This window comes from Ochrobactrum sp. Marseille-Q0166 (assembly GCF_014397025.1).
Classification (GTDB): domain Bacteria; phylum Pseudomonadota; class Alphaproteobacteria; order Rhizobiales; family Rhizobiaceae; genus Brucella.
This window is the reverse complement of the sequence record NZ_JACJUO010000001.1, coordinates 666,012-691,855: the sequence shown is the minus strand read 5'-3', so window position 1 is coordinate 691,855 and position 25,844 is coordinate 666,012. Positions and strand designations below refer to the sequence as shown.

Genomic DNA, 25,844 nt, shown 5'->3' with positions numbered 1-25,844 from the left:
TTCGGTCGCTCTCTTTTCGGCAGTTTCGCCTTTGATGTCAACGCAATCCCGGAGAGAACAAATCAGTTACAGCATTTCCATTCGAACTGCATAGCAATTTCAGCACGATTTAAACGATTAGATTCGTTCCTTTGCCGCATTTCAGAAACGCCTTTCTCATTCTTTTGAGAATGATCGTTGCAATCCCGGCTTTCTCATGACAGATCTGAAACTACTTGTGATTTATGACAGAAATCCTACCCACGAAGCAGCTCTCATGTCATGTGATCCGTCATTTTCCCCCGTCTATCAGGTCGACGGCGATCTCAGCCTCGGTCTGCTTCTGACCGCTGACCATGCCCGCCGTGATGTGCCGGCTGAATATGGCAGCCTTGGCCTGGCGCAAAGCGAGTTCGATCGGCATATCGCCTATGATATCGGCGTTGAGAAACTGACACGTCAATTGGCTGCGAAGCTCAATGCACCTGCCGTCATGGGTGGCTTTTCGCGCCTTCTGATCGATCCAAATCGCGGCGAAGACGATCCGACGCTTATCATGCAATTGTCAGATGGTGCGGTGATTTCGGGCAACTACCCGATGTCGCCCGAAGAGCGGGAAATCCGCCTCGACCGTTTCTATCGCCCTTATCATGATGCGATTGCATCCATGAGCACGCGGGTTGCCGCGAAGAGTCGCAAGGCACCATTTATCGTCTCGATCCATTCGTTCACCCCAAACTGGCGCGGCAAGGATCGTCCGTGGCAAATCGGACTGCTCTGGGATTCTGATCCGCGCGCCGTAACGCCCCTACTTTCCATGCTGCGGGAAGAGCAGGACCTCATTGTCGGTGATAACGAGCCTTATGATGGCGCACTTAAAAACGATGCCATGTACCGTCATGCAACGGCGCGTGGCTATGCGCATGTTCTGATTGAGGTGCGTCAGGATCTGATTGCTAACGAGGCCGGTGCGCGTGAATGGGCCGATCGGCTTGCCCCTATGCTCGATGCCATCAACGCCATGCCGGAAATCCACGAAATCCGCCATTATGGTTCTCGGTCAGGCCCGGTTTCGCCTCTGAGAGACTAACGCTTTACCCGCTATCCACAGCCATAACGTAATAAAAGGCGTTTTTCTTACACCATCGGCCCTTAATTTTGCCTGCGACTCGCAGAAAAACCATGTCCGACTTTCGGCAACGGTCCTGTTCCTGTAACGAGTGACCTTTGCCCCTTTTTGATAATCGAGCTGAATTGGAGAAACCCGTGAGCGACGATATTACCAGCGAAGCCCAGACCATCGCCGTTGGCCAGTTGCGTGCTTTTATCGAGCGCATCGAGCGTCTTGAAGAAGAAAAAAAGACCATCGGCGACGATATCAAGGAAGTTTACGCGGAATTGAAGGGTTCGGGGTTTGACAGCAAGGTCGTAAGGACCATTATTCGTCTGCGTAAAAAAGAAGACCATGAACGTCAGGAAGAAGAAGCCATGCTCCAGCTTTATATGGATGCACTTGGTATGGGCTGACATTTAAGGCGCGGTGCGTCAGGCCTGTTTCTTCCTCCTGCAATCGAAGCCCTGCGAATTCGCCGGAATTCGTACACACAGGAAGGGATAGGGTCCATGGAGTTTAGAAAGCTCGGACGTACTGAACTTGAGGTTTCGCCGCTATGTTTTGGCGGCAACGTGTTTGGCTGGACGGTCGATGAAGGAACATCATTTTCGCTTCTCGACCGTTTTGTCGATGCAGGATTTAATTTTATCGACACAGCCGATGTCTATTCCGCATGGGCACCGGGCAATGCCGGTGGTGAATCGGAAACCATTATCGGCAACTGGCTGAAATCCCGCGGCCTGCGCCACAAGGTTATCATTGCAACAAAAGTAGGTTCGGAGATGGGGCCAAACGAAAAAGGCCTTTCACCAAGCTATATCCGCAAAGCCGTCGATGCCTCCCTCAAACGACTGCAGACCGACTATATCGATCTCTATCAGTCGCACTGGGATGATCCAGAAACTCCGTTTGAAGACGTTCTTGGCACCTATCAGGAGCTAATCAAGGCCGGTAAAGTCCGAGCAATCGGCGCATCCAATCTGACACCGGAACGTCTGACGGAATCGCTTGATGTTGCGAAGCAGCATGGCCTGCCCCGCTATGAAACCTTGCAGCCGCTTTATAATCTCTATGACAGGGCTGCTTTTGAGGATGGACTTGAAGCGATCTGCCGCGACAATGGGCTGGGCGTTATCAGTTACTTTTCGCTGGCTTCAGGTTTTCTGACCGGCAAATACCGCTCGAAAGATGATCTCGGCCAAAGTGCACGCGGTCAAGCCGTGGAAAAATACCTGACGGATCGCGGGTCGCGGATTATTGCAGCGCTCGATCAGGTCGCTCGTGCCAATGACGCTAAGCCCGCGCAAATCGCAATTGCCTGGCTGATTGCAAGACCATCCATCACTGCGCCAATTGCAAGCGCCACACGCCTCACCCAGCTCAATGAGCTGCTTGACGCCGCTCAGATCAAACTTGATGCGGAGGCTATTGCCCTGCTCGACAAGGCAAGCGCTTAAACACGTCTTCGAGGGATAGTCATTATCCCTCGATCTCTTCGCGCAACATCTCCAGTTCCAGCCATTCTTCTTCCATGGCAGAGTGTTCAGAGCGCTTCTTTTCAAGAAGATCGGCGGTTTTCGAAAACAGCGTCGGGTCCTTGGCGTAAAGCTGCGGGTCGGCAAGCTTGCCTTCCAGCAGAGTCATTTCCTTTGCCAAAGCATCCATTTTGCCGGGTAGGGTTTCAAGTGCGAATTTCTGCTTATAGGAAAGCTTGCGCTTTTCATCGCGCTTCTCACCACTCCGGGGCTGGGATGCATCCTCATCCTTTTCATCAGTACGAGCGCTCGCCGTCTTGACGTTACGCTTTGCCAACGCCTGCTCTTTACGCTGTGCCATCATATCGGCATAGCCACCAGCATATTCGAGCCAGTTGCCATCACCTTCCGGCGCGATCACAGACGTCACAGTGCGATCAAGAAAATCGCGGTCGTGGCTGACAAGGATGACTGTTCCCGGAAAGCCGGAAACCAGTTCCTGCAACAGATCAAGCGTTTCCATGTCGAGATCGTTGGTCGGTTCGTCAAGGATCAGCAGATTTGCAGGCCGTGCCAGAACGCGTGCCAACATCAGACGTGCGCGTTCACCACCGGAAAGTTCGCGGATGGGGGTCCGCGCCTGTTCCGGCTGAAACAGGAAGTCTTTCATGTAGGAGACAACATGGCGCTGCTCGCCATTCACCACGAGACTCTCCCCGCGCCCGTCTGTGAGATAATGCGCAAGCGTGTCATCAAGGTTCAGACTTTCACGCTTCTGATCAAGCTCGGCCATTTCCAGATTAACGCCAAGACGCAATGTACCGGAATCCGGCTCAAGCTTGCCGGTCAGCATCGATAAAAGCGTGGTCTTGCCTGCGCCGTTTGGTCCAACAAGGCCGATGCGATCACCACGTTGAACACGGGCCGAAAAATCCTGAACAAGAACGCGTTCACCATAGGCCTTGTTAAGCTTCTTCGCTTCAATCACCAGCTTGCCGGATTCTTTGGAATCACTTGCCGTCAGAACTGCTGTGCCCTGCGCCTTGCGATGATTGCGGAAATCAGCGCGCATGGAGTGCAACTCACCGAGACGGCGCATATTGCGCTTGCGCCGTGCGGTTACGCCATAGCGCAACCAATGTTCCTCGCGCGCAATCTGGCGTCCAAGCTTGTGATGATCCCGCTCTTCTTCTTCTAGAATCTTGTCGCGCCATTCCTCGAAATGACCAAAGCCCTGATCGATGCGGCGGGTAAGGCCACGATCAAGCCAGACCGTTGAGCGGCTGACATTCTCCAGAAAGCGGCGGTCGTGCGAGATTAGAACGATGGCCGAACGGATTTGGCGCAGCTCACCTTCAAGCCATTCGATCGTCGTGAGATCAAGATGGTTGGTCGGCTCGTCGAGCAGAAGCACATCAGGCTGCGGAGCAATCACGCGGGCAAGGGCTGCACGACGCGCTTCACCGCCCGACAGGTGATCGGGCTTTTCCTCGCCGGTCAAGCCCAGATGTTCCAGCAGATAGGTCACGCGATGCGGATCATCCGTTGGTCCAAGACCAGCTTCCACATAAGCGCGCACATTGGCAAAGCCATCAAGATCAGGCACCTGCGGCAGATAGCGGATAGTGGCACCTGGATGTTTGTAGATTTCGCCAGATGTTGGTTCGACCATGCCCGCTGCAATTTTAAGCAGGGTTGACTTGCCAGAACCATTGCGTCCGACCAGCGCAATGCGGTCGCCCTCACTAACCGAAAGGGCTGCATCTTCCAGAAGCGGGGTGCCGCCAAAGGTAAGCTTGATCTGATCGAGGCGAAGAAGCGGAGGTGCCATGGTTCTCTTTGAAAATGCCGTTGAAATTTCTGCCCTGCTTGTCGGGGACAAAACACGTTCTGTCAAATGGTATGGCCAAAAAAGAAGCAGGCCGGGGTTACCCGGCCTGCTTGAGAATTGTAACCGCTAGACGATCAGCTTAGTTACAAGGTGCTTCATAAACGCGACCGTAGTTATCGCGATAACGGCAGTACTGAACGCCGTTACGGGTCTGTGCTGCACCAAGAAGCGTACCGGCGACGCCACCGATTGCTGCGCCAGCCAGAGCACCGCGGCCATTGCCGCCGATAGCACCGCCAGCGAGCGCACCAAGAGCTGCACCACCGACACCATAGCCAGCAGTACGCTGTTCAGCCGTCGTGCATGCTGCTGTTGAGAACGCAAGCGCGCCGACGATTGCAATCATGGAAAGACGTGATTTCATGAAACAATCTCCTAATAGAGTTACACCAACACCGACTTTGCGTCCCCAATTTCGGCGTAAAGCAGATTTTACCCGCTTGGGAACATTTACAATACGTTTCAACCGTCAGCGTCAAGCAGTTTCAATTGGTAAGGTTAGCAGCCATTCTAAAGTGGGGTCTCTTCACCAAAGTTGGCTACAAGTATCGCTAGACCTGAACGCACGGAAACACAAAGAGTTCCACGCACAATGTTGGAAACGGTCCAGGAAGAGCCGAACGGCAGTGTCACATTATCTAACGGCCACTCTGCATTTTTGATCGACAAGCCCTCAACCTTGCAGAAATTTATCACGCTGAACGACGTGCCGTCTGCAAAATCGTAGAGAAAATCGCCGGGTATCAGAGGCCAGGCTTCTTCCTCTCCACTGGATAGAAGAATGGTGCGCCCCTCTGCCGCCTGCGCTGTCGCCATGGTGAGGTGCAGCAGCGTATGATCAGTACGCGCACCGCCGAAGGCACCGCACAAAATGACCTTTTCCGCACCCCGCTCATAGGCTTCCGACAGCGCAAGCTCGCCATCGGTCATGTCTTTGGCACGCGGAAAAGTCTTTTGCGGCACATGGGCATACTGTTCTTTCAACGCATCGGATGCGGAATCAAAATCCCCCAGCCACAGCTCCGGCTCTACGTCCAGCGCGACCGCATGACGTATGCCACTATCCGCCGCAAGAACACGCGCTCCTGCAATCTGGCTTTTCAAACGATCCGTGACGACAAGATCGCCGCCGAGTAGAATGACAAATGTGCTCATAAACCGCTCATAACATGCAGAAATTATAGCTCAAAGCCCGCATTGCAATCCCTTGCCCTTCCCGATGCAAACATCTATTGTCAACTCCGCTCTAACGGGGTGCCATTCAATCTTCGAATGGCTGAGAGGCCGTACGCCGGCTAACCCGCTGAACCTGATCCGGTTTGTACCGGCGGAGGGATTAGATGCGCTCCGGTTTTCGACAACGGCGCTCAATCCTTTTCAATGAAAGAAAGGACATGCCGTTATGCGGCTTTTATCTCTGCTTACACTGTCGCTGAGCGCAGCTTTTGCCTTTGCACCTGTTGCTCACGCCAAAGACAAGTTGACCATCTACACCTATGACAGCTTCGTTTCGGAGTGGGGTCCAGGCCCAAAGGTCAAGGAAAACTTCGAGAAAGAATGCGATTGCGAGCTGGAATGGGTGGCATCAGCCGATGGCGTAGCACTGCTCAATCGCCTCAAGCTTGAGGGCGGCAATACCAAAGCGGACATCGTTCTTGGCCTCGACACGAACCTGACCACCGAAGCACGCGCCACGGGCTACTTCGCGCCAAGCGGCATTGATCTTTCCAATGTCAAAGTGCCTGGCGACTTCAAGGACGATATTTTCGTACCTTATGATTACGGCTATTTCGCTATTGTCTATGATTCCGAAAAGCTGCCAAATCCGCCGAAAAGCCTGAAAGAGCTGGTCGAAGGCGATCCTTCGCAAAAGATCGTCATTCAGGATCCGCGCACATCGACACCGGGCCTCGGCATTCTGCTCTGGATCAAATCTGTCTATGGCGATCAGGCAGGCGAAGCTTGGGAAAAGCTGCAGAAGCGCATTCTCACGGTTACGCCGGGCTGGTCGGAAGCCTATGGCCTGTTCACCAAGGGTGAAGCACCAATGGTGCTGTCATACACCACCTCTCCTGCCTATCATATGATTGCCGAGAATACGGAGCGCTATAAGGCGCTGGCTTATCCTGAAGGCAATTACCTTCAGGTCGAGCTTGCCGCCCAGACAACAACCGGTGCCAAGAACCCGCTGGCGCAGAAATTCCTCGCTTTCATGACCGGCCCCGGCTTTCAGGATGTAATCCCTGAAACCAACTGGATGTTCCCGGCAGGCAAAACCTCCGCGCCTCTTGCGGCCGCCTTCGACAAACTGCCGAAGCCTGAAAAGACCCTTCTCATCCCGGCAGACGAGGTTGCAAAGAACCGTAAGGCCTGGGTCGATGAATGGCTGGCTGCTTCCAGCAAATGAGTGAAACGCTGACCAGAACCCGGCCAGTCCAGACAACGCCCGCAATCAAATCTCTTGCGGGCGTACTGGCGCTTGGCTTTCTGGCAAGTCTGGTCGGCGGCTCGCTAATCGCCCTGGGGCTTGAGGCGAGCGGCTTTAGCTTCAGCATATTTCTTGATCCCTATCTTCAGCGTATCGCACGTTTCACGATCTGGCAGGCAGTTCTGTCGAGCCTGCTTTCGGTGCTGTTTGCCATTCCGGTGGCGCGCGCACTTTATTCGGAAGCCGGTTTTCCGGGGCGCGGGCTGATCCTGCGCCTTTTCGCGCTGCCACTCGCCCTGCCCGCTCTTGTAACTGTGCTCGGTATTACCAGCATTTACGGACGCAATGGCTTTATTGCGCAGATATCTCAGGTGCTGGGATATCCGGTACAACCCGATATTTACGGTTTGGCAGGCATTCTGATCGCGCATGTATTTTTCAACATGCCCCTGGCGGTTCGGCTCATTCTGGCAGCCTATGAATCGATACCCGCTGACTACTGGAAACTCGCAGCACAACTCGGCATGAAGGGCACAGCTCGCTTTCGTCTGATCGAATGGCCGACCATAAGGCGCAACCTGCCCGGCATGATTGGCCTTATCTTCATGCTGTGCGTGACGAGCTTCACAACGGTTCTGACCCTCGGCGGCGGGCCACGCGCCACGACACTGGAAGTTGCAATCTATCAAAGCCTGCATTTCGATTTTGATCCAGCACGCGCTGTGGCACTCACATTGGCGCAGCTGACACTCACCATATTGATTCTCGCAGCCTTACGCCTCACGGGTCGACCTTCGGAAGAGGGGTTCACTCTCACCACTGCCCCGCGCCGCTATGGCGGGCCAGACGGCCTTGAACGCCTCTTTAATATAGTGGCCATTAGCATCGGCTTTCTCTATGTGGCCTTGCCCGTTACGGGCATTGTGGTATCCGGGCTTGCCGCTGATCTCATGCGCCTGATGAGTGAAAGAGCCGTATTAAATGCCATTGGCACCAGCATTGTTCTGGGATTTGGTGCAGCGCTTCTTGCCGTCATCCTGTCGCTTTCCCTTGTGATCGCGCGCGAAGCAACCAAAAGCAGGCGCTTGGCAAATCTCTTCGATACGGGTGCAAGCCTCATCCTTGTGATGCCGCCCATCGTCATTGGTGCCGGCTGGTTTATTTTGCTGCGTCACTTCACCGACCCATTCACGATGGCTCCTTTCATGGTCGTGACAGTCAATGCGGCAATGGCGATGCCTTTTGCCGTGCGCCTGCTGCGTCCGGCATGGGATACATCAGCTGTTCGTCATAATCGACTTTGCGCGCAGCTCGGCATATCCGGCTTGAACCGGTTGCGGCTCATCGACTGGCCAGCCATTCGCAGGCCTTTTGGCATGGCATTCGCATTTGCAATGGCGCTTTCTCTGGGCGATCTCGGCACAATTGCGCTTTTTGGCAGCGACGCGCTGCAAACCCTGCCCTATCTGCTGTTGCAGCGTATGGGCAGCTACCGCACATTCGATGCAGCGGGCCTTGCGCTGATTCTCGGAATCCTATGTCTTTGTCTGATGATGATTGCCGACCGCGCAGCCGCAGCCCGAAAGGAAAGTCCGCTTAAATGAATGCGCTCAGCAAGAGTAATCTCAGCGAAATCAAGCTCCATGATGTGCGTTTCAACTATGGCGAAACGATAATGGAATTTGAAGCGATCATTCCGGGCGGCGCGATTGCAGCAATTGTCGGACCAAGCGGCTCAGGCAAATCCACTTTACTTAACCTAATTGCCGGTTTTGAAACCCCGCAATCAGGGAAGATTACAATTGGCAATCAGGATGTAACGAGCCTGCCGCCAGCATCTCGGCCCGTATCGATGGTGTTTCAGGAAAACAATCTGTTTGCTCATCTGAGCGTTGAACAGAATGTCGGGCTTGGCCGTTCCCCGAACCTGAGGCTAAACCAGCAGGACCGCGCAGCAATCGCAACGGCACTGGATCGTGTGGGGCTGAAAGGCAAAGAGAACCGCAAACCCGAAGCCCTTTCGGGTGGTGAACGCCAGCGCGTCGCAATTGCACGCGCGCTGGTGCGGGCAAGACCGGTCTTATTGCTGGACGAAGCCTTTGCATCGCTTGGGCCTGCACTGCGGCACCAGATGCTTGATCTTGTGCGGGAGCTGCACAAGGAAAACGGCATGACCGTTCTGATGGTCACGCATACGCCGGAAGACGCGCTCTATCTCGATACACTGTTGCTATTTCTCGACAATGGCCGAATTTCTGCACAAGGCCCGGCCCATGCGCTGCTATCGCCATCTGGACCGGAAGCTTTGAAACACTATATCGGTGGTGAAACCTCAAAGCTCAAATAGAGTTAACGCTGTGGACATATTTTGTTCGCATTCGCCTTGAAGAACGGCTTTGAGGACTGATCTACTTCTTGTAGGTACTTCAGTCTATGGCTAGATTTGCGCCAATGCCAACGGTGCTGATTCAATTGCGAGGGTAAAATACTGTTCCGTCACACGACCCGTCTCCGGGCCTCCCTGTGTCTCCCCCTTTCTCTGCCAGAACGGGCACAGCGCAATTGGCGGAAACCAGCCATTGGTTTTGGCTTGCTTGCTGTCAGCCTGATTTCGGGCTGCCAGTCGATCAATTCAAGCAAGGATCTTGGACTGCAGCCTTCATCAAATCCTGTCACCGTTGAAAACGTCACCCGTAACGACCGGCTGGCACAGATCGGCGCGCAACAGCATCCACGCATCCTCGCCACTTACGGCGGCGAATATAAAGATCCGAAGCTTGAGCGCATGGTCGCCAAGATCGTCGGCAACCTGACAACGGTTTCCGACAAGCCCGATCAGACCTATCGCATCACAATCCTCGACAGCCCCAACATCAATGCCTTCGCTTTGCCGGGCGGTTTTCTTTACGTAACGCGCGGCCTGCTGGCGCTGGCCAACGACTCGTCTGAAGTCGCAGCCGTCATCGCGCACGAAATGGGGCACGTTGTCGCCAATCACGGCATCCTTCGTCAGGAGAAGGAAGCCGAAACGGCTATTGCGGGGCGTGTCGCCACCGAAGTGCTGCATAATGAGAGCGCAAGCCGCGAAGCAACCATCCGCGGCAAGCTTCGTCTTGCACAGTTCTCGCGCAATCAGGAACTGCAGGCCGATGCTATCGGCATCAAGATGATTGGCGAAGCAGGCTACGATCCTTTTGCCTCCGCCCGGTTCCTGCAATCGATGGAAGCCTATACCGATTTCCGCTCTGTATCGGGCGCAACCGATGCAAGCCTCGACTTCCTTGCAAGTCACCCGGCAACGCCGCAGCGTATTCAGCTTGCACTCGGCCACGCGCGCCGCATCGGTGCGCCGGGCGTTGGTACAACAGATCGTGATTCCTTCCTCAACGGTATCGACGGACTGCTTTATGGTGACACGCCGAGCCAAGGCTATGTTCGCGAACAGACTTTCATTCATCCAAAGCTAGGCGTCACCTTTACGGCACCTAACGGCTTTACGATTGATAATTCGGCAACGGCGGTGATGGCAAGCGGTCCCGGCGAAGTAGCAATCCGTTTTGACGGCGCATCGCTTCCTTCAGGATCAAGCCTTACCGATTACATCAAATCAGGCTGGGTCACGGGGCTGGATGAGAGTTCAATCCGCGCAACTACCATTAACGGCCTGCCTGCAGCAACCGCTCGTGCAAGCGCCGAGCGCTGGCAATTTGAAATTGTGGTGATCAGCACCAACAACAAGGTCTACCGCTTCCTCACGGCGGCCCCGAAGGGCAGCACCGCTCTGCAGCCTGCATCGCAGACTGTGACTCAGTCTTTCCGTCTGCTGACGCCGACCGAACAGGAAGCGCTGAAGCCATTGCGCATCCGTGTTGTGACCGTGAAACCGGGAGACACGATGGCGAGCCTGTCGGCACGTATGCAAGGCACAACGCGTAAACTTGAACTCTTCCGTCTGCTCAATGCCATGTCGGCGGGTGCTACAGTTTCCGTAGGTGATCGCGTCAAGATCATCAGCGAGTAAAGCATGTTGTATCAATCGGTTAAATCACGAGACCTTTAACCCCATGGAAGTCATCGTCGAATCATTGCTTGCAGGCCAAATCGCTCCATTGGGGCCGCGTGGCGCACCGAGCGGCATCGATAAGAAACCCGTATCCGGCTCCGTTCGTCTGCTGCGTGAGGGGCTCGAATGTGATGCCCAGGGCGACAGGAAAGTGCATGGCGGCCCCGAAAAGGCTCTGCATCATTACCCGCACGATCATTATGCAAGCTGGGTTGACGATGTCGGTAGAAATCCACGCCTCGAAATGCCCGGCGCGTTTGGCGAAAACATTTCCACCACCGGTCTGACCGAGCATAATGTGGCGGTTGGAGATCGTTTCCGCCTTGGCAGTGCGCTCGTTGAAGTCTCGCAGGGCCGCCAGCCTTGCTGGAAACTCAACGCTCGCTTCGACATCACGGATATGGCAACTCGCGTGCAGAAGAGCGGCCGCAGCGGCTGGTATTATCGGGTTCTTGAAGAGGGAATGGTTAGCACAGGCGATACGATGCGCCTTGTCGAGCGCCTGTCACCGGAATGGACGCTGCATCGCGTATGGCATCTGCTTTATGTCGATATGCTCAATTATGATGAGCTGGCGCTTATGGCAGAGATCCCCCACCTCGCAGACGGCTGGAAGCGCTACGCCGTCCGCCGTCTTGAAAACCGCAAGGTCGAAGATTGGTCAGCCCGACTTCAGGGAAATCAGGCTTGATAAGCCGCCATCTCGTGCTGGTCGAGCAAGGCCAGTTTAAGCTTCTCCATTGCCCGGCTTTCAATCTGGCGAACGCGTTCCTTTGAAATGCCGAGCTTTTCTCCCAGCGCTTCCAGTGTCACGCCGTCATCGTCGAGCCGGCGTTCGCGGATGATGTGCAACTCACGTTCATTCAACGCATGGAGCGCTGCATGGAGCCAACTGGCGCGGCGCTCTGTATCGATTGTGCCTTCCACGACCTCATCCTGCAAAGGATGATCGTCAACAAGGAAATCCATGCGTGTGGAAGTGCCCGATTCATCACTATTTATCGATGCCGAAAGGGAACTATCCGAGCCTGAAAGCCTGCTGTCCATAACTTCAACATCACTGGCTGAGACACCGAGCTGAGTAGAAATCTGGCGATAAATCTCGGCTTTTGTCAGTGTTTCGTCTTCCTGTGCAAGCTTGGAGCGCAAGCGGCGAAGATTGAAGAACAGCGACTTTTGCGCAGAGCTCGTACCACCGCGGACAATCGACCAGTTGCGCAGAATATAGTCCTGCATTGAGGCGCGTATCCACCACGAAGCATAAGTGGAAAAACGAACCTCACGCTCGGGATCAAAGCGCGCTGCGGCTTCAAGGAGGCCAACATAACCTTCCTGAATAAGATCACTCATTGGAAGTTTAAACTTACGGAAACGCCCTGCCATCGAAATAACCAATCGCATATGCGATGCAGTCATGCGATGCAGCGCCTCTTGATCCTGGTTTTCTTTCCAGGCGATCGCCAAAGAACGCTCTTCGTCACGCTCAAGATAGGGCGCTGACATGGCATTTCGGATCATGGATTGGGGGGAGGATGACGGAGCAGGCACCGCTTTGCGCGGCGAGATAGGCAAACGCAATGCTGGAACTGTGGAGGAACTGCTTATCGACAACGCGCTCATCTGGTTCTCCTGTTCTTAGTGCAAAGCCTTCAAACAAACTCTGAAGGGCAAGACAAAAGATAAATCAGCTCTGCGAAGAACACTTGAATGAACAACTCGTATTCGTTCAAAATTCCTATAACAGACCTGCTTTGAGGCCAGAAAAATACGCCGCAAAACAAACCCGCTTACGAACTGGTTTGATTAGAACGCAGAAAAAGCTCTCCGGTTCCATACGGAGCGCAATAAATCTTCATGTAAGAAATAAAATAGCGCGGCAAGCCCAATGGACAAGTAAAACTACTTGCTTGTGCCAAATAAAAAGCCCGGTCAAACCGGGCTTTTTAAAAAAAGATTCAGATATATATTATGCTGCTTCGACTTCATCGCCATCAACATCACCTTCGGCATCAACATCAGCCTTGGTACGCTTTGGGCTCTTAGCAAGGTTTGCTTCGATCAAACGAACAGCTTCTGTATCAGAGAGCTTGTTCACTGCAGCAATTTCGCGAGCCATACGGTCAAGAGCTGCTTCATAAAGCTGACGCTCTGAATAAGACTGTTCTGGCTGATTTTCAGCACGATGCAGATCGCGAACAACTTCAGAAATCATGATCAGATCACCGGAATTGATCTTCGCATCATATTCCTGAGCGCGGCGCGACCACATGGTGCGCTTCACGCGAGCACGGCCCTGAACGACCTTCAATGCACGTTCGACATAATCTGTTTCCGACAGCTTGCGCATACCGATCGAGACAGCCTTGGCGACTGGCACTTTCAGGCGCATCTTGTCTTTTTCGAAGTCGATAACAAAAAGCTCAAGCTTGTGCCCGGCCACTTCCTGCTCTTCGATCGCCACGATCTGGCCAACGCCGTGAGCTGGATAAACAATAGATTCACCGGTTTTGAAACCCTGACGGGCCGGCGCCTTCTTCTGCTGGGATGTCATACGCTCTAATACTCCCTGTTGTGCCCGGCACAACTCGCCGGTTAACACATGATTGCAACCGCACTTCTTGAGAAAAATGCGGAGGTCTGTACGGCTTTGAACTGACAGCGTAGCTCAGGCACAAATTTATTCACCGGGAGAGGTTGGTGAGGAACGGTTGCTGAAAATGCAATAATCCATCCCAGTGCCATACAGCCCAGTAAAAAATATAGCCCTTTCAGAGATTAACGCATTTGCGCCACTTATTGACGTCCAGTCACCGAATTTATTCAGGCAAGGTAACACAATTTCGCGCAAGAATCAACAAATTGCCAAATATGTCGCATTCCAGGATTCGGAACGCATTTTTGAGGCAACTATTTTTAGGCTAATCCAGCTCAAAAGATCTGGTAACGGATCAATCGCCCGGTCCGGGTTCCGCCGAAAAGAACTGCTCAAGCTTGCCAGGTACGCCGTCCATTTCCTTAGCTTCAGGAAGCTCGTCCTTCTTAGCCGTGAGGTTGGGCCACTTGGCGGCATATTCAGCGTTCAGCTCGAGCCACTTATCGAGACCCGGTTCGGTGTCAGGGCTGATGGCTTCAGCAGGGCATTCAGGTTCACAGACGCCGCAATCGATGCACTCATCGGGGTTGATGACGAGCATGTTCTCGCCTTCATAGAAACAGTCGACAGGACAAACCTCGACGCAGTCCGTATACTTGCAACGAATGCAATTATCGGTCACGACATAAGTCATTGTCCAACTCCTGTTGCCAACCTTCTGTCTGAAGGAACGGCTTATCTATCCTGAACTGGCTGTTTGAACACTCAGATCGGACATCTGAATGATTTCGCTCCAGTCACGACATATGTGTCACGCATATGGTGGCTACGGCGTGTGGCTTGCTTGCCAGCTCATGCCCTTGCAATCGCCAACGGTGAGGTAACGACTTTATCCGCTGATGACAAGGGCCCAATCGCCGCAATATGACTATGTCACGAACATCTGAAACGAGATTTCGTTTATCAACGGAAACCCGGAAAAGACTTTTATTTTAAGGCGTTGATACGCAATTTATATCGCACAGAGACGCTATCCTGCGTCATCGCGTCCCTCATGGAGCGTTTTCTGTTTCAATTGAAATACTCTGCCCGGCCGTTTTTACGCGCACCTCTCCCCAAAGCTTAGGCCCACTTTTCGCGATGCGCTCCATTGGTCTGATTCCAACATTTGCTCAGCACATGAAACGAGGGGAGAAAATGTTGGAATCAGACCAATGGTAAGTATTTCTATCTAGTGGGTTTTTCGAATTTGACATTTGAAATATCTGAAGCGTCAGCCGGCATTCAAACGCCAAATTCAATCCACTAGTTGCCGCGCAAACGGTCGGTTTCGCGACGTTCTTTCTTGGTTGGACGGCCTGCACCGCTTTCTCGTCGCGGCTGTATTGGCTCAGCGACCTGATCTCCCGGTACGGGCTTCGGCGTCATATCTTCATAAAGAAGCTGTGCTTCAGGCGCTGGGCCGCGCCGCTCACCAGAAGCAAGTATCTTGTAAACCAGAATGCGCCGATCAAGCGTAATCGTCAGAACATCGCCGACTTTAACCTGATAGGCTGCCTGCTCAATCTTATCGCGATTGACCCGGACTTTGCCGCCGACGGCGAGTTTCGCCGCCAGCGATCTTGATTTGACCACACGCGCAAAGAACAGCCACTTGTCGATCCGCTGCCTTGCGCCGTGTTCGCCAGTCATCTTACTTCTTCAACTGCTCCTTGAGTGCCAGAAGCTTGGCAAAAGGCGAATCTGGATCAATCCGTACCGGACGTTCCTGTTCGACGCGCTTGTTGCCCTGATGATTGTTGCCATGGTCACGCTTAGGCTGACGATCGCGATTACCATCGCGAGGCTTGCCCTTAAAATCGCCCTTGAAGCCTTCACGCTTGTTCTGGCCTTCGCCATCATGATTGCGGCGATTCTTGTCGAAACGCTTGCCCCCACGATTGTCACGCGCGTTCTGGCCTTCACCGCCTTCTGAACCGGCTTCAGACTTGCGAGCCTCGTTGCCCTTGGCCGCTTGACCACCCTGTGGGCGGTTATGGCGCTGACGGTTCTGATCCTGATTGCGGTTACGGCCTTCAAAACGACCCTGACGCCACAGGAGAACAGGCTTTGGTTCTTCTGCAGAAGCTTGAGCAGCCTCAACCACAGGCTTTTCTTCGCTTGAGATTTCTGCAACAGCTTCAACCGGTGCAGGCACAGGTTCGGCAGCAGGAACCACAGGCTTCGCTTCGCTCACGGTAGCGGCAGCCGCAGGAACGGCGGGCTTGAAGACGGTATCTTCAACAACGGCCTCAGTTTGCGCAGCAGCAGCCGCCGCAAAAGCATCAAGCTCGGCAAGCTTTGCTGTGACAGTGGCAGCTTCGGCAGCCTCATGGCGATAGCCGAGGCTTTTCAGAATCTCTTCCATATCTTCGGAGGTTGCACCGAGAATGGACATCATCGCAGGCGTGACGATAAAACGTCCGCCATCATAAGCGCCTTCCGGGCGCGTGCCGGAACCCGGACGCCAGGCCAGAGCCGGACGGATCAGGTCAGCAAGACGTTCGAGAATGTCGATACGAACAGCACGACGACCCAGCACGCGATAACCTGCAAGGCGGTAGAACTGGTGATCGAAAGTCGGATCGACAACCACCGATGTGCGGCCAGCAGCCAGAACGTTAACCACGTCACCATAACCGGCGCGTTCGCGGCCATCGTTCTTCAATGCCCAAAGCAGTGTGATAAGGCCGGCAGGGGCCGGCTTCAACAGCATTGGCATGAAAACATGATAGGCACCGAAGCGCACGCCAAGGCGGCGAAGAGCGGCACGGGAATCCTGATCAAGACCGCGGACTTCCTCAGTCACATCGCGACGCTGAAGAATGCCGAGGCTTTCGACGATCTGGAAAGCCAGACCGCGCGTCATACCGGTCAATGCATCCGCCGACCTGAGGTCAGTCAAAGGCTTCAGAACAGTTTCAATGTGATGAGCGACAAAACGGTCAATACGCGCAGCGACCTTGTCGCGTGCCGGTCCGGTCAGCTGTTCATCAGCCAGAATGACCGCCCGCGGCTTTAAAACGTCGTCGCCTGCAACCAGCGTAGCGACAGTTGCGCCAACCCAGCGCAAAACGCCATCCGAACCGAGCGCAAAGTCGCCGTTAGGAGCAGCAGCGAAACGCTCCGCACGACGATCAAACTCGGCGGCCAGCGCCTTTTGTGCAGCCGTCTTTACTGCCTTCGCATCCGGTCCATCGGACTGAACGTCGGCTGTAAAACGGAATCCTTCCAGTTGCCCGACATTATGGCCTTCGACAATTACGTCTCCGGTCGAGCTGATATCTGCTTCTAGCATGGCATTCTCTCTCAGGCGCCTCATAAGCACGCTTGTCCTGCGGTCTACAAAGCGTTTCGTCAACCTTTCATGCAGCGCATCGGACAATCTGTCCTCAATTTCGCGCGTCTTTTCCTGCCAGTGTGTCGGATCGGCAAGCCATCCCGGCCTGTGCGACACAAAAGTCCAGGTACGGATTTGCGCCACGCGATGCGACAGAGTATCGATTTCCCCCTCTGTACTGTCGGCGCGGCGCACCTGTTCGCTCATATAATCTTCATCAACGCTCCCTCGGCGGACCAGATCCTGATAAATGGTTGCTATGATATCGGCATGTTGTGCCGGCGCAATCTTACGATAATCGGGGAGCGCACAGGTATCCCACAAAAGTTCGATCCGCGCAGGCGAATTTGCAAGCCGCACAATGTCTTCGTCTTTCGACAAATTTTCAAGCGCCTGTTGATCAACAGCAGGCAGAGCCTTGGTCAGACCTTCGATCGGAGTCGGCGTATCCAGAGAATAACGCAGTGCACTGAGCGACGAAAAATCAAAACGCCCTGTTCGCCATTGCATGACTTTTACAGGGTCAAAGTCATGGGCTTCCACCCGTTCGACCATTTCATCGTCAAGCGGGCGCACCTGACCTGTCACCCCAAACGTGCCATCGCGAAGATGACGGCCGGCACGACCCGCAATCTGCCCAAGCTCAGCCGGTGTCAGATCACGATACTGATAGCCATCAAATTTTCGATTCTGTGCAAAGGCGACATGATCAACATCGAGATTGAGCCCCATGCCAATCGCGTCCGTCGCAACCAGAAAATCAACATCGCCCGACTGGTAAAGCTCGACCTGTGCATTGCGCGTGCGTGGGCTCAACGCGCCCATAACCACCGCAGCACCGCCGCGTTGGCGGCGTATAAGCTCAGCGATCGCATAAACTTCGTCGGCAGAGAATGCCACTATGGCCGAGCGGTTTGGCAGGCGGATGATCTTCTTTGAACCGGAATAAGTGAGATGCGACAAGCGCGGACGCGTAACCACTGTAATACCGCGCAACAGCTTTTCGAGAATGCCACGCATGGTTCCTGCACCCAGCAACAGCGTCTCCTGACGTCCGCGCAGATGCAGAATGCGATCAGTGAAAATGTGACCGCGTTCGAGATCGCCTGCCAGCTGCACTTCGTCGATAGCCACGAAAGGCATATCCGTGCGGCGCGGCATGGCCTCGACCGTACAGACAGAATAACGAGAGGTGGGCGGGGTGATCTTCTCTTCGCCGGTAATCAGCGAAACATTGGCAGCCCCCACCCGTTCAACCACACGATTATAGACCTCGCGCGCCAAAAGGCGCAGCGGAAGACCTATCATGCCACTGCCGTGCGACAGCATTCGCTCGATAGCGAGATGCGTCTTACCGGTATTGGTCGGCCCCAGTACCGCAGTAACACCGCGGCCGCTTAAGGTCAGCGGCAGATCATGGGCAGGGAGTTGGTTCATGCCAATAATAGAATTCCCGGAACAAATGCCATACGTAATGCCATGCGTTAGCACTATATGACTTGAGCCGAAAGCGCTCCTGTTAAGTTTCAATCCATGTTTCGGGACGTTTCCGGCACGATCCAGTTTTCACTGTTCTAACCGGAACTTTTCTTGTGCGCACCCTGAAAAGAACAAAACGGCTTTCAAATGACCATCCATTTTAAAACGCAGAATTGAAGGTGAGCTTACATCCGCCTGCATGTTAACAAACGTGCCTTTTAATAAATAGAACGACTCTGGAACGAATCGGCGACGAATCGCTCACAGAAGCTCCTTCGCCTTTTGTTCACGGCAATATATAGTGGGCAAGCACTCGATTCCCACCATATGATGAATCAGTTCAATTAATATCTTCCTCGAAATGAGAACTAACCGGCGGCCGCGTTAACTTTTATGATGAAAGCAATTTTACCCGCGGGAACGACCGATCACTTGTTCATAAAATATCAATATTTCCTTACGGTTAATTAAAGCGCCTCTCACATCAGAGCCGATTATTATTAACCTTCAGGTCAAAGCCGGAACGAATCGGAGACGAATCGCTGATCCGTATATTTTCCCGCTTTGTTCTCACAAGATATAGTGGCTCCGAAGGTCGCAAAGGCATAGAGCAGCAAATTTCGCCGCTCTATAAGCACTTGTATTGATGCTGGCCGTTAACTTTTAAGCTTCTTAAGACCGCTCAACGCACATGGCGACGCCCATACCGCCACCGATGCAAAGGGTAGCCAGTCCGCGTTTCGCTCCACGACGCTTCATTTCGTAAAGCAGCGTCGTCAACACACGCGCACCTGACGCACCGATCGGATGACCAATCGCGATTGCACCGCCATTAACATTCACTATCTCTGGATTGAGGCCAAGATCGCGAACCACAGCACAGGATTGCGCTGCAAAGGCTTCATTTGCTTCCACCAGTTCCAGATCGGCGACCGTCCAGCCTGCCTTTTCAAGTGCTTTGCGGGTTGCCGGAATTGGTCCAGTGCCCATGATCGATGGATCGACACCCGCCGTTGCCCAGGAAACGATCCGCGCAAGCGGCTTGACATCGCGTTTTGCGGCTTCATCCGCATCCATCAGCACAACAGCCGCCGCACCGTCATTAATACCGGATGCATTGCCAGCCGTAACAGTGCCTTCCTTGTCAAAGGCAGGCTTGAGCTTGGTCAGCGCCTCGATTGTTGCGCCGACACGGATATATTCATCCGCAGATACAATCGTCTCGCCTTTGCGGCTCTTCACGGTGACCGGAACAATCTCGTCCTCGAAACGACCTGCAGTCTGTGCCACTTCGGCCTTGTTTTGCGATGCCAGTGCGAACTGATCCTGCTCGTCGCGGCTGAGCTGCCATTGCTTGGCAATGTTCTCCGCTGTGATTCCCATATGGTAGCCATTGAAGGCATCCGTCAGACCATCCTTGAGCATCGTATCGATCATCTTGAAGTCACCCATCTTCACGCCAGAACGCAAATGCGCACAATGCGGCGCCATGGACATCGATTCCTGCCCCCCAGCCACAATGATCTTCGCGTCGCCCGATAGAATCTGCTGCATACCCAGTGCCACAGCACGCAGACCCGACCCGCACAGCTGATTGATCGAGAAGGCAGTGGTTTCCTTGGGGCATCCTGCGGCCATTGCAGCCTGTCGAGCCGGGTTCTGCCCCTCGCCTGCCGTCAGCACCTGACCGAGAATGACTTCATCCACATCAGCAGCATCCACGCCTGCGCGCTCAAGAGCTGCCTTGATTGCAGTTGCGCCCAGTTCATGCGCAGCCACATTTGCGAAAGCGCCATTGAACGCGCCCACAGCTGTTCGGGCTGCGCTGGCAATAATGATGGCTTTCTGGCTTTGCGATGCAGTCATTCGTTCCTCCTTGAAAAATCACCGACAGAGAAAGACCAAAACCAATCTGATTGCAAGTTTTGTGCAACGACTTTCACTAGCGTTACTTTTGCTCAAATTGATAATCAGTTTCATCATTGCATGTGCAGTTTTACCCGTACAATACAGGCAACACTCTCTAAGTTAAGCTCATTAAAATCGAGGAGAACCGCATGTCGGCGCTGACACTGGAAAAAGCCAATTCCATTATTACAACCGCCCTTGAAAAAGCTTCAGAACTCAAACTGAAGCCGCTCGCAGTATCCGTTTTTGATGCAGGCGGGCATCTCAAAGCATTTCAGAAGCAAGATGGCACATCGATTCTGCGTTTTGAAATTGCGTCGGGTAAAGCTTTCGGTGCTTTGGCTGTTGGTGCAGGTTCTCGCTGGCTCAATAATCAGGCAAAAGAACGCCCTCATTTTCTTGAAGGCCTGTCTAATGTTTCTGGCGGAAAAATTGTTGCTGTGCCGGGCGGCGTACTCATCCGAAATTCCAGCAATGAAATAATCGGCGCCGTCGGCATTTCCGGTGACACTTCGGATAATGATGAACTGGCCGCTATTGCAGGCATTGAAGCAAATGGCTTTGTTGCTGACGCTGGCTAGATATTTTTACTCAGGAATGAATGTAAATACTCATTCCTGAGTATATAAATCATGATAATTATTATGTACAATTTAGCATTGCATCGGGATCCGCATTAAAAAGAGAGCCAACACTATACGGCGTATCAGACATATCAAACTTTATTGTTTCATTAAAACTTGTATTATCAATTATATAAAAGCAAGATATTGTATAATTTAACGATAAATTGGCATGAATTATCGAAGCCTTGAAATACTTATCCATTTCAACACCCATTAATTTGAATTATACTTTTAAATTAAATTTACTAATTCATGTCATGATTAAATTGAGGCTAAATTGTGTTTTTTTACCACACGATAAAATAATTTTATCGTTGGATTTCAAGTAGCTATTAAAATAACAAAAAACAAACACGATAGCGGATTGTAAAAAGCCGCTTCCGGATACCGGAAACGGCTTTTTTGAAATTCATCTCTCAGCTGCAATGCAGCCTAAGACTATTCCTTAGCTTCGAGGACCTGACGGCCGCGATACATACCGCTCTTAAGATCGATATGATGCGGACGACGAAGTTCGCCCGAGTTCTTGTCCTCGACGTAAGTCGGGGCCTTGAGAGCGTCTGCCGAACGGCGCATGCCGCGCTTCGACGGAGACGTTTTGCGTTTTGGTACTGCCATGGATCCAGCTCCACTGATCGATCAATAAACGTCCGGCACGGCCCCGAGGAGCCTGTCACATCGGACAAAATTCCGGAAAGTCAGGTGCCTATACACGCTCTCGCAGCATTTGACCAGTCGGACTCTTATCTTTTTTCCAGACTGGGTGTTTATTGCACGCAAGTTACATAAGGACCAGCTCTTGAAGCGCGCCCGGCAACAATCCTCGAGATACGCTGCATGTTGCGTGTGGGCTTTGCCGGATTACGAAGGGCGGGATTAGGAAGCGTCACCGCGAGCAATGCGGCTTGCTGGGCCGTTAAACGTGATGCAGGCCGATTGAAGTAATGCTGGGCCGCCGCCTCGATTCCATAAATGCCGGGCCCCCATTCAGCAATGTTGAGATAAATCTCCATAATCCGCCGTTTTGAAAGCACCGCATCTGCGACGAGTGCCAGCGGAAACTCAAGCCCCTTGCGGATATAGGATCGACCGTTCCACAGGAACAGGTTCTTCACAGTCTGCATGGTGATGGTCGAGGCGCCACGACTGGGGCCGCCTTCTCCAGAGTTGTCGAGCACAAGACTAAGCTGGTGCCAGTCCACGCCACCATGGCTGCAAAATTGCCCATCCTCGGCCATCATAACCGAATTCACAAGAACAGGAGCGACATCCTCAATGCTGACCCATTGCCGGTCCACATCGCGCAAAAGAACATAGTCTTTGACCATCAATGTCGAAATCGGGCGCACAAAGGGTATCGAATAAACGAGGATCAAAAAAAGCGGTAAGACGGCAAGAACGATCAAAAACTTGAGCATGAGAGCAATTCTGCCACCCCAAACGGGATCAGCCAAGTAATTGCGCCCATCTTTGCTCTTAAGAATGATCTTTGCCAATTCCACCGCCCGTTAATTCCCTTCAAGCGACATAAACCATTCCTTAACAATAATGAAACTGATTCCATAATCACGCGGTGGAATTCGATCCAAATTGAGCGATTTTAGGCTCAAAATACGCTGTTTGATGACCGCTTGATGAAAAAGCCTGTGCTGATCAATGTGGCCAGTTGACCAAATCAGCGGTTTCGTCCATCCCCTTTGAACATGAAAAACGTGTCTGTCGATTTTGCTCAATCCCTGAACCTGCGCGCACTCGAAGTCGAGACAATGCTGGTCGGGCTTCTGGATCTTCGTTTGCGCGCGGGCGAAGTGGCTCGCCCCGAGCGACTGCTCGCTGCCATGCGCCATGGCGTGCTCAATGGCGGCAAAAGACTGCGTCCCTTCCTTGTCATCGAAAGTGCAGCCCTTTTCGGCCAGCATGGCGATGCGGTTCTGCGCGTAGCATCCGCGCTGGAATGCATTCATTGTTATTCACTCGTCCATGACGATCTGCCGGCGATGGACGATGACGATATGCGACGTGGTCAGCCGACCGTGCACAAGGCTTTTGATGAGGCCGCAGCGATTCTCGCGGGCGACAGCCTGTTGACCTATGCTTTTGACATCGTGGCCTCAGACGAAACTGATCTTCCCGCCAACATCCGCATCGAACTGGTCTCGGCTTTGGCGCGTGCGTCCGGTGTTGGCGGTATGGCTGGCGGTCAGGCGCTTGATCTGATGGCGGAAGATAATAAGCCCGACGAAGCAGGGATTATCACGCTGCAAGCCATGAAGACCGGCGCGCTGATTCGTTTTGCCTGTGAAGCGGGTGCGATCATTGCAGGCGCATCGCGAGAAGACCGGGAACGCATGGCGGAATTCGGTTCGGCCATCGGCCTGGCCTTCCAGCTTGCCGATGACCTTCTCGATGTCACGGCTGATGCTGCGGTCATGGGCAAGGCAACCGGCAAGGATGCCGCCGCAGGCAAAGCCACGCTCGTGTCACTTCATGGCATTGAATGGACGCGCAAGCAGCTCTCCGGTCTGGTCGCTCAGGCCGAAAGCCTGCTTGAGCCATTTGGTGACGATGCAGTGATTCTCAAACAGGCCGCCCGCTTCATCGCAGAGCGACAGAGCTAATTAAGACGCGATCTTCCGATCAAGCCCGAAACGGTTTTCGATATATTCGGCAACCATCTTCTGGAAATCAGCGGCAATCTCAGGTCCGCGCAGCGTCGTAACCTTCTTGCCATCGACAAAGACCGGTGCAGACGGCGTTTCGCCCGTGCCGGGAAGCGAAATGCCAATATCGGCATGTTTCGATTCGCCCGGACCATTGACGATGCAGCCCATGACTGCGACCGAAAGGGCTTCCACACCCGGATATTTCTCGCGCCAGACAGGCATAGAACGACGAATATCGTCCTGAATATTCTGCGCCAGTTCCTGAAACACGGTTGAGGTCGTACGTCCACAGCCCGGACACGCGGCAACAATAGGAATGAACTGACGGAACCCCATGGTCTGCAACAGTTCCTGCGCCACCTGCACTTCACGTGTGCGGTCGCCGCCCGGCTCCGGCGTCAGCGAGATACGGATCGTATCGCCAATGCCCTGCTGAAGCAGGATACCCATGGCCGCCGAAGAAGCGACAACACCCTTGGTGCCCATGCCCGCTTCGGTGAGGCCCAGATGCAGCGCATGATCAGAGCGCTGTGCAAGCATCGTGTAAACGGCGATCAGATCCTGCACTTGACTGACCTTGGCCGACAGGATGATCTTGTCCCGGCTTAACCCGATCTCTTCTGCAAGATTTGCCGAAATCAGCGCCGACTGAACAATGGCTTCGCGCATGACTTCCTGCGCGCTCAAGGGCGCCCCCTCAGCCTGATTGCGATCCATCAGTGTGGTCAGCAATTCCTGATCAAGCGAACCCCAGTTAACGCCAATACGGACAGGCTTGTCATAACGGATCGCCATTTCGACGATATCAGCGAACTGCTTGTCTTTCTTGTCCTTGAAGCCGACATTACCCGGATTGATGCGATATTTTGCGAGCGCTTCCGCACAAGCCGGATGATCCGCAAGAAGCTTATGGCCGATATAATGGAAGTCTCCGACCAGCGGCACATTCATGCCGAGGCGTTCAAGACGCTCACGGATTTTAGGAACAGCAGCAGCAGATTCATCGCGATCCACCGTGATGCGCACAATCTCGGAACCTGCGCGATGCAAAGCCGCAACCTGCGATACGGTGCCATCGATATCCGCCGTATCGGTATTGGTCATCGATTGGACAACAACAGGTTCGCTGCCGCCAACGATAACTCCGCCAACGCTCACGCCAACGGATTGGCGACGGGGAAATGGATGCGAAAAATAGCTGACGGTCTCGGAAGACATTTTGCTCTGTTCTTTTGTCCTACTGCAATTGCCGATGGAAACCATATTTCATGCATCGAAAACTGCTATTCGTACGGGCCTGGTTTCAGGTGGCGTAGCAAGGCGCAATTGTCAACGCCTGCCCGCATCGTTTTGTTGTTATATAATCACTTGCCGACGCCTTGTCGCCTCCTCATTATGGGATGATTCCAGAGGAGGAGATGAAAATGCCGAATGCGAATGCCCGCAAAACCGCAATTATCACCGGGTCCAATTCAGGCATTGGGCTTGGCATTGCCCGCGCACTTGCGGGATCCGGGCACAATGTTGTGATCAACTCCTTCACGGACCGCAGCGAAGACCACGATTTAGCAAGAACAATCGCCGCGGAACATGGCGTAAGCGTGATCTATGTCAGCGCCGATATGTCCAAAGCTGACGACTGCCGGGCGCTGATTGAAAAGAGCGTAAAAGCCACTGGCAGTGCCGACATTCTCGTCAACAATGCCGGTATCCAGCATGTCGCACCGGTCGAAGAGTTTCCAACCGAGCAATGGGACCGGATCATTGCGATCAACCTGACCTCGGCGTTCCACACGTCAGCGGCCGCAATTCCTCATATGAAAAGAGCTGGCTGGGGCCGGATCATCAATATAGCATCAGCGCATGGACTAGTTGCCTCGCCATTCAAGTCGGCCTATGTGGCCGCCAAGCACGGCATTGTCGGCTTCACAAAAACGCTGGCCCTTGAACTTGCTCTTGCCAGGATCACGGCCAATGCCATCTGTCCCGGCTATGTGCTGACCCCGCTTGTCGAAGCGCAGATACCCGATCAGATGAAAGCTCATAACATGGATCGGGAAACAGTCATCCGCGAAGTGATGCTCGATAAACAGCCGACGAAGGAGTTCGTGACCACTGCTCAGATCGGTGCGCTTGCGGCCTTCCTTACAACGGACGCCGCAGCGCAGATCAATGGTGCCGCCCTGCCGATCGAGGGCGGCTGGACTGCTGAATGAACATCGAGAGATTATCGCTCAATGTATTTT

Annotated in this window: 23 protein-coding genes and 1 riboswitch; of the genes, 11 read left to right on the top strand and 12 right to left on the bottom strand. The window is 53.5% G+C overall.

The window, feature by feature from the left end:
- Positions 1 to 256 precede the first annotated feature (256 nt).
- The 3 genes from H5024_RS03235 (at position 257) to H5024_RS03225 (ending at position 2,550) form a co-directional block, all read left to right on the top strand.
- Positions 257 to 1,069 carry an N-formylglutamate amidohydrolase gene (locus H5024_RS03235; RefSeq protein ID WP_187546568.1) on the top strand — a complete coding sequence of 271 codons (813 nt, stop codon included), beginning with the start codon at positions 257 to 259 and terminating at the stop codon, positions 1,067 to 1,069.
- A gap of 176 nt (positions 1,070 to 1,245) precedes the next feature.
- A complete protein-coding gene (locus tag H5024_RS03230) occupies positions 1,246 to 1,506 on the top strand; it encodes a DUF2312 domain-containing protein (protein ID WP_007876730.1) in 261 nt (86 codons plus the stop codon).
- 96 nt (positions 1,507 to 1,602) lie between these two features.
- Positions 1,603 to 2,550: an aldo/keto reductase gene (locus H5024_RS03225; RefSeq protein ID WP_187543996.1), complete on the top strand. Its 948-nt coding sequence runs from the start codon at positions 1,603 to 1,605 to the stop codon at positions 2,548 to 2,550.
- 22 nt (positions 2,551 to 2,572) lie between these two features.
- Here the strand turns inward: H5024_RS03225 and H5024_RS03220 are convergent, their stop codons facing one another.
- The 3 genes from H5024_RS03220 to H5024_RS03210 all read right to left on the bottom strand — a co-directional run bounded on the left by H5024_RS03220 (position 2,573) and on the right by H5024_RS03210 (position 5,614).
- Positions 2,573 to 4,399: an ABC-F family ATP-binding cassette domain-containing protein gene (locus H5024_RS03220; RefSeq protein WP_187543995.1), complete on the bottom strand. Its 1,827-nt coding sequence runs from the start codon at positions 4,397 to 4,399 to the stop codon at positions 2,573 to 2,575.
- A 139-nt stretch (positions 4,400 to 4,538) separates the two neighbouring features.
- The gene (locus tag H5024_RS03215; protein WP_187543994.1) at positions 4,539 to 4,823 is read right to left on the bottom strand and encodes a hypothetical protein; all 285 of its coding nucleotides are present in this window, start codon (positions 4,821 to 4,823) and stop codon (positions 4,539 to 4,541) included.
- 146 nt (positions 4,824 to 4,969) lie between these two features.
- Complete coding sequence (locus H5024_RS03210; RefSeq protein ID WP_187543993.1) at positions 4,970 to 5,614, bottom strand: thiamine diphosphokinase; 645 nt, start codon at positions 5,612 to 5,614, stop codon at positions 4,970 to 4,972.
- A gap of 85 nt (positions 5,615 to 5,699) precedes the next feature.
- Positions 5,700 to 5,812, top strand: a riboswitch (TPP riboswitch).
- Positions 5,813 to 5,861: 49 nt separating this feature from the next.
- On the opposite strand from H5024_RS03210, the gene thiB reads away from it, so the two are divergent.
- The 5 genes from thiB to H5024_RS03185 all read left to right on the top strand — a co-directional run bounded on the left by thiB (position 5,862) and on the right by H5024_RS03185 (position 11,641).
- Entirely contained in the window at positions 5,862 to 6,866 is a 1,005-nt protein-coding gene (gene thiB, locus H5024_RS03205; protein ID WP_187543992.1) for a thiamine ABC transporter substrate binding subunit, read from the top strand.
- Complete coding sequence (gene thiP / locus H5024_RS03200; RefSeq protein ID WP_187543991.1) at positions 6,842 to 8,491, top strand: thiamine/thiamine pyrophosphate ABC transporter permease ThiP; 1,650 nt, start codon at positions 6,842 to 6,844, stop codon at positions 8,489 to 8,491. The genes thiB and thiP overlap by 25 nt, the downstream gene beginning before the upstream one ends.
- Complete coding sequence (thiQ, locus tag H5024_RS03195; RefSeq protein ID WP_187543990.1) at positions 8,488 to 9,234, top strand: thiamine ABC transporter ATP-binding protein; 747 nt, start codon at positions 8,488 to 8,490, stop codon at positions 9,232 to 9,234. Before thiP ends, thiQ begins: the two co-directional genes overlap by 4 nt.
- A 192-nt stretch (positions 9,235 to 9,426) precedes the next feature.
- On the top strand, positions 9,427 to 10,908 hold the full coding sequence (gene cdlP, locus H5024_RS03190; protein WP_187546566.1) for a cell division protease CdlP: 1,482 nt from the start codon (positions 9,427 to 9,429) through the stop codon (positions 10,906 to 10,908).
- A 43-nt stretch (positions 10,909 to 10,951) separates the two neighbouring features.
- On the top strand, positions 10,952 to 11,641 hold the full coding sequence (locus H5024_RS03185; protein ID WP_187543989.1) for an MOSC domain-containing protein: 690 nt from the start codon (positions 10,952 to 10,954) through the stop codon (positions 11,639 to 11,641).
- On the opposite strand, the gene H5024_RS03180 is transcribed toward H5024_RS03185, so the two are convergent.
- The 6 genes from H5024_RS03180 to H5024_RS03155 form a co-directional block, all read right to left on the bottom strand.
- Positions 11,632 to 12,570, bottom strand: coding sequence for an RNA polymerase factor sigma-32 (locus H5024_RS03180; protein WP_187543988.1), 939 nt, complete (start codon positions 12,568 to 12,570; stop codon positions 11,632 to 11,634). The two genes, H5024_RS03185 and H5024_RS03180, sit on opposite strands and share 10 nt — an antisense overlap.
- Before the next feature lie 346 nt (positions 12,571 to 12,916).
- On the bottom strand, positions 12,917 to 13,501 hold the full coding sequence (locus H5024_RS03175; protein WP_187543987.1) for a CarD family transcriptional regulator: 585 nt from the start codon (positions 13,499 to 13,501) through the stop codon (positions 12,917 to 12,919).
- 397 nt (positions 13,502 to 13,898) lie between these two features.
- On the bottom strand, positions 13,899 to 14,237 hold the full coding sequence (gene fdxA / locus H5024_RS03170) for a ferredoxin FdxA (protein ID WP_187543986.1): 339 nt from the start codon (positions 14,235 to 14,237) through the stop codon (positions 13,899 to 13,901).
- 611 nt (positions 14,238 to 14,848) lie between these two features.
- A complete protein-coding gene (locus H5024_RS03165) occupies positions 14,849 to 15,235 on the bottom strand; it encodes an RNA-binding S4 domain-containing protein (RefSeq protein ID WP_187543985.1) in 387 nt (128 codons plus the stop codon).
- Position 15,236: 1 nt separating this feature from the next.
- On the bottom strand, positions 15,237 to 18,359 hold the full coding sequence (locus H5024_RS03160) for a helicase-related protein (RefSeq protein ID WP_187543984.1): 3,123 nt from the start codon (positions 18,357 to 18,359) through the stop codon (positions 15,237 to 15,239).
- 714 nt (positions 18,360 to 19,073) lie between these two features.
- Complete coding sequence (locus tag H5024_RS03155; RefSeq protein ID WP_187543983.1) at positions 19,074 to 20,267, bottom strand: acetyl-CoA C-acetyltransferase; 1,194 nt, start codon at positions 20,265 to 20,267, stop codon at positions 19,074 to 19,076.
- A 191-nt stretch (positions 20,268 to 20,458) separates the two neighbouring features.
- On the opposite strand from H5024_RS03155, the gene H5024_RS03150 reads away from it, so the two are divergent.
- Positions 20,459 to 20,890: a heme-binding protein gene (locus tag H5024_RS03150; protein ID WP_187543982.1), complete on the top strand. Its 432-nt coding sequence runs from the start codon at positions 20,459 to 20,461 to the stop codon at positions 20,888 to 20,890.
- A 483-nt stretch (positions 20,891 to 21,373) separates the two neighbouring features.
- On the opposite strand, the gene rpmF is transcribed toward H5024_RS03150, so the two are convergent.
- Both rpmF and mtgA read right to left on the bottom strand, forming a co-directional pair.
- Complete coding sequence (gene rpmF / locus H5024_RS03145; RefSeq protein WP_006467787.1) at positions 21,374 to 21,553, bottom strand: 50S ribosomal protein L32; 180 nt, start codon at positions 21,551 to 21,553, stop codon at positions 21,374 to 21,376.
- Between the two features lie 149 nt (positions 21,554 to 21,702).
- A complete protein-coding gene (mtgA, locus tag H5024_RS03140) occupies positions 21,703 to 22,431 on the bottom strand; it encodes a monofunctional biosynthetic peptidoglycan transglycosylase (protein WP_187543981.1) in 729 nt (242 codons plus the stop codon).
- 207 nt (positions 22,432 to 22,638) lie between these two features.
- Here mtgA and H5024_RS03135 point away from each other — a divergent pair, with 207 nt between their 5' ends.
- Positions 22,639 to 23,553 (top strand): polyprenyl synthetase family protein, encoded by a 915-nt coding sequence (locus tag H5024_RS03135; RefSeq protein ID WP_187543980.1) that lies wholly within the window; start codon positions 22,639 to 22,641, stop codon positions 23,551 to 23,553.
- Here H5024_RS03135 and ispG read toward each other — a convergent pair whose 3' ends face one another.
- The gene (ispG, locus tag H5024_RS03130) at positions 23,554 to 24,816 is read right to left on the bottom strand and encodes a flavodoxin-dependent (E)-4-hydroxy-3-methylbut-2-enyl-diphosphate synthase (RefSeq protein WP_187543979.1); all 1,263 of its coding nucleotides are present in this window, start codon (positions 24,814 to 24,816) and stop codon (positions 23,554 to 23,556) included.
- Positions 24,817 to 25,022: 206 nt separating this feature from the next.
- On the opposite strand from ispG, the gene H5024_RS03125 reads away from it, so the two are divergent.
- Complete coding sequence (locus H5024_RS03125) at positions 25,023 to 25,814, top strand: 3-hydroxybutyrate dehydrogenase (protein WP_187543978.1); 792 nt, start codon at positions 25,023 to 25,025, stop codon at positions 25,812 to 25,814.
- Positions 25,815 to 25,844 lie beyond the last annotated feature (30 nt).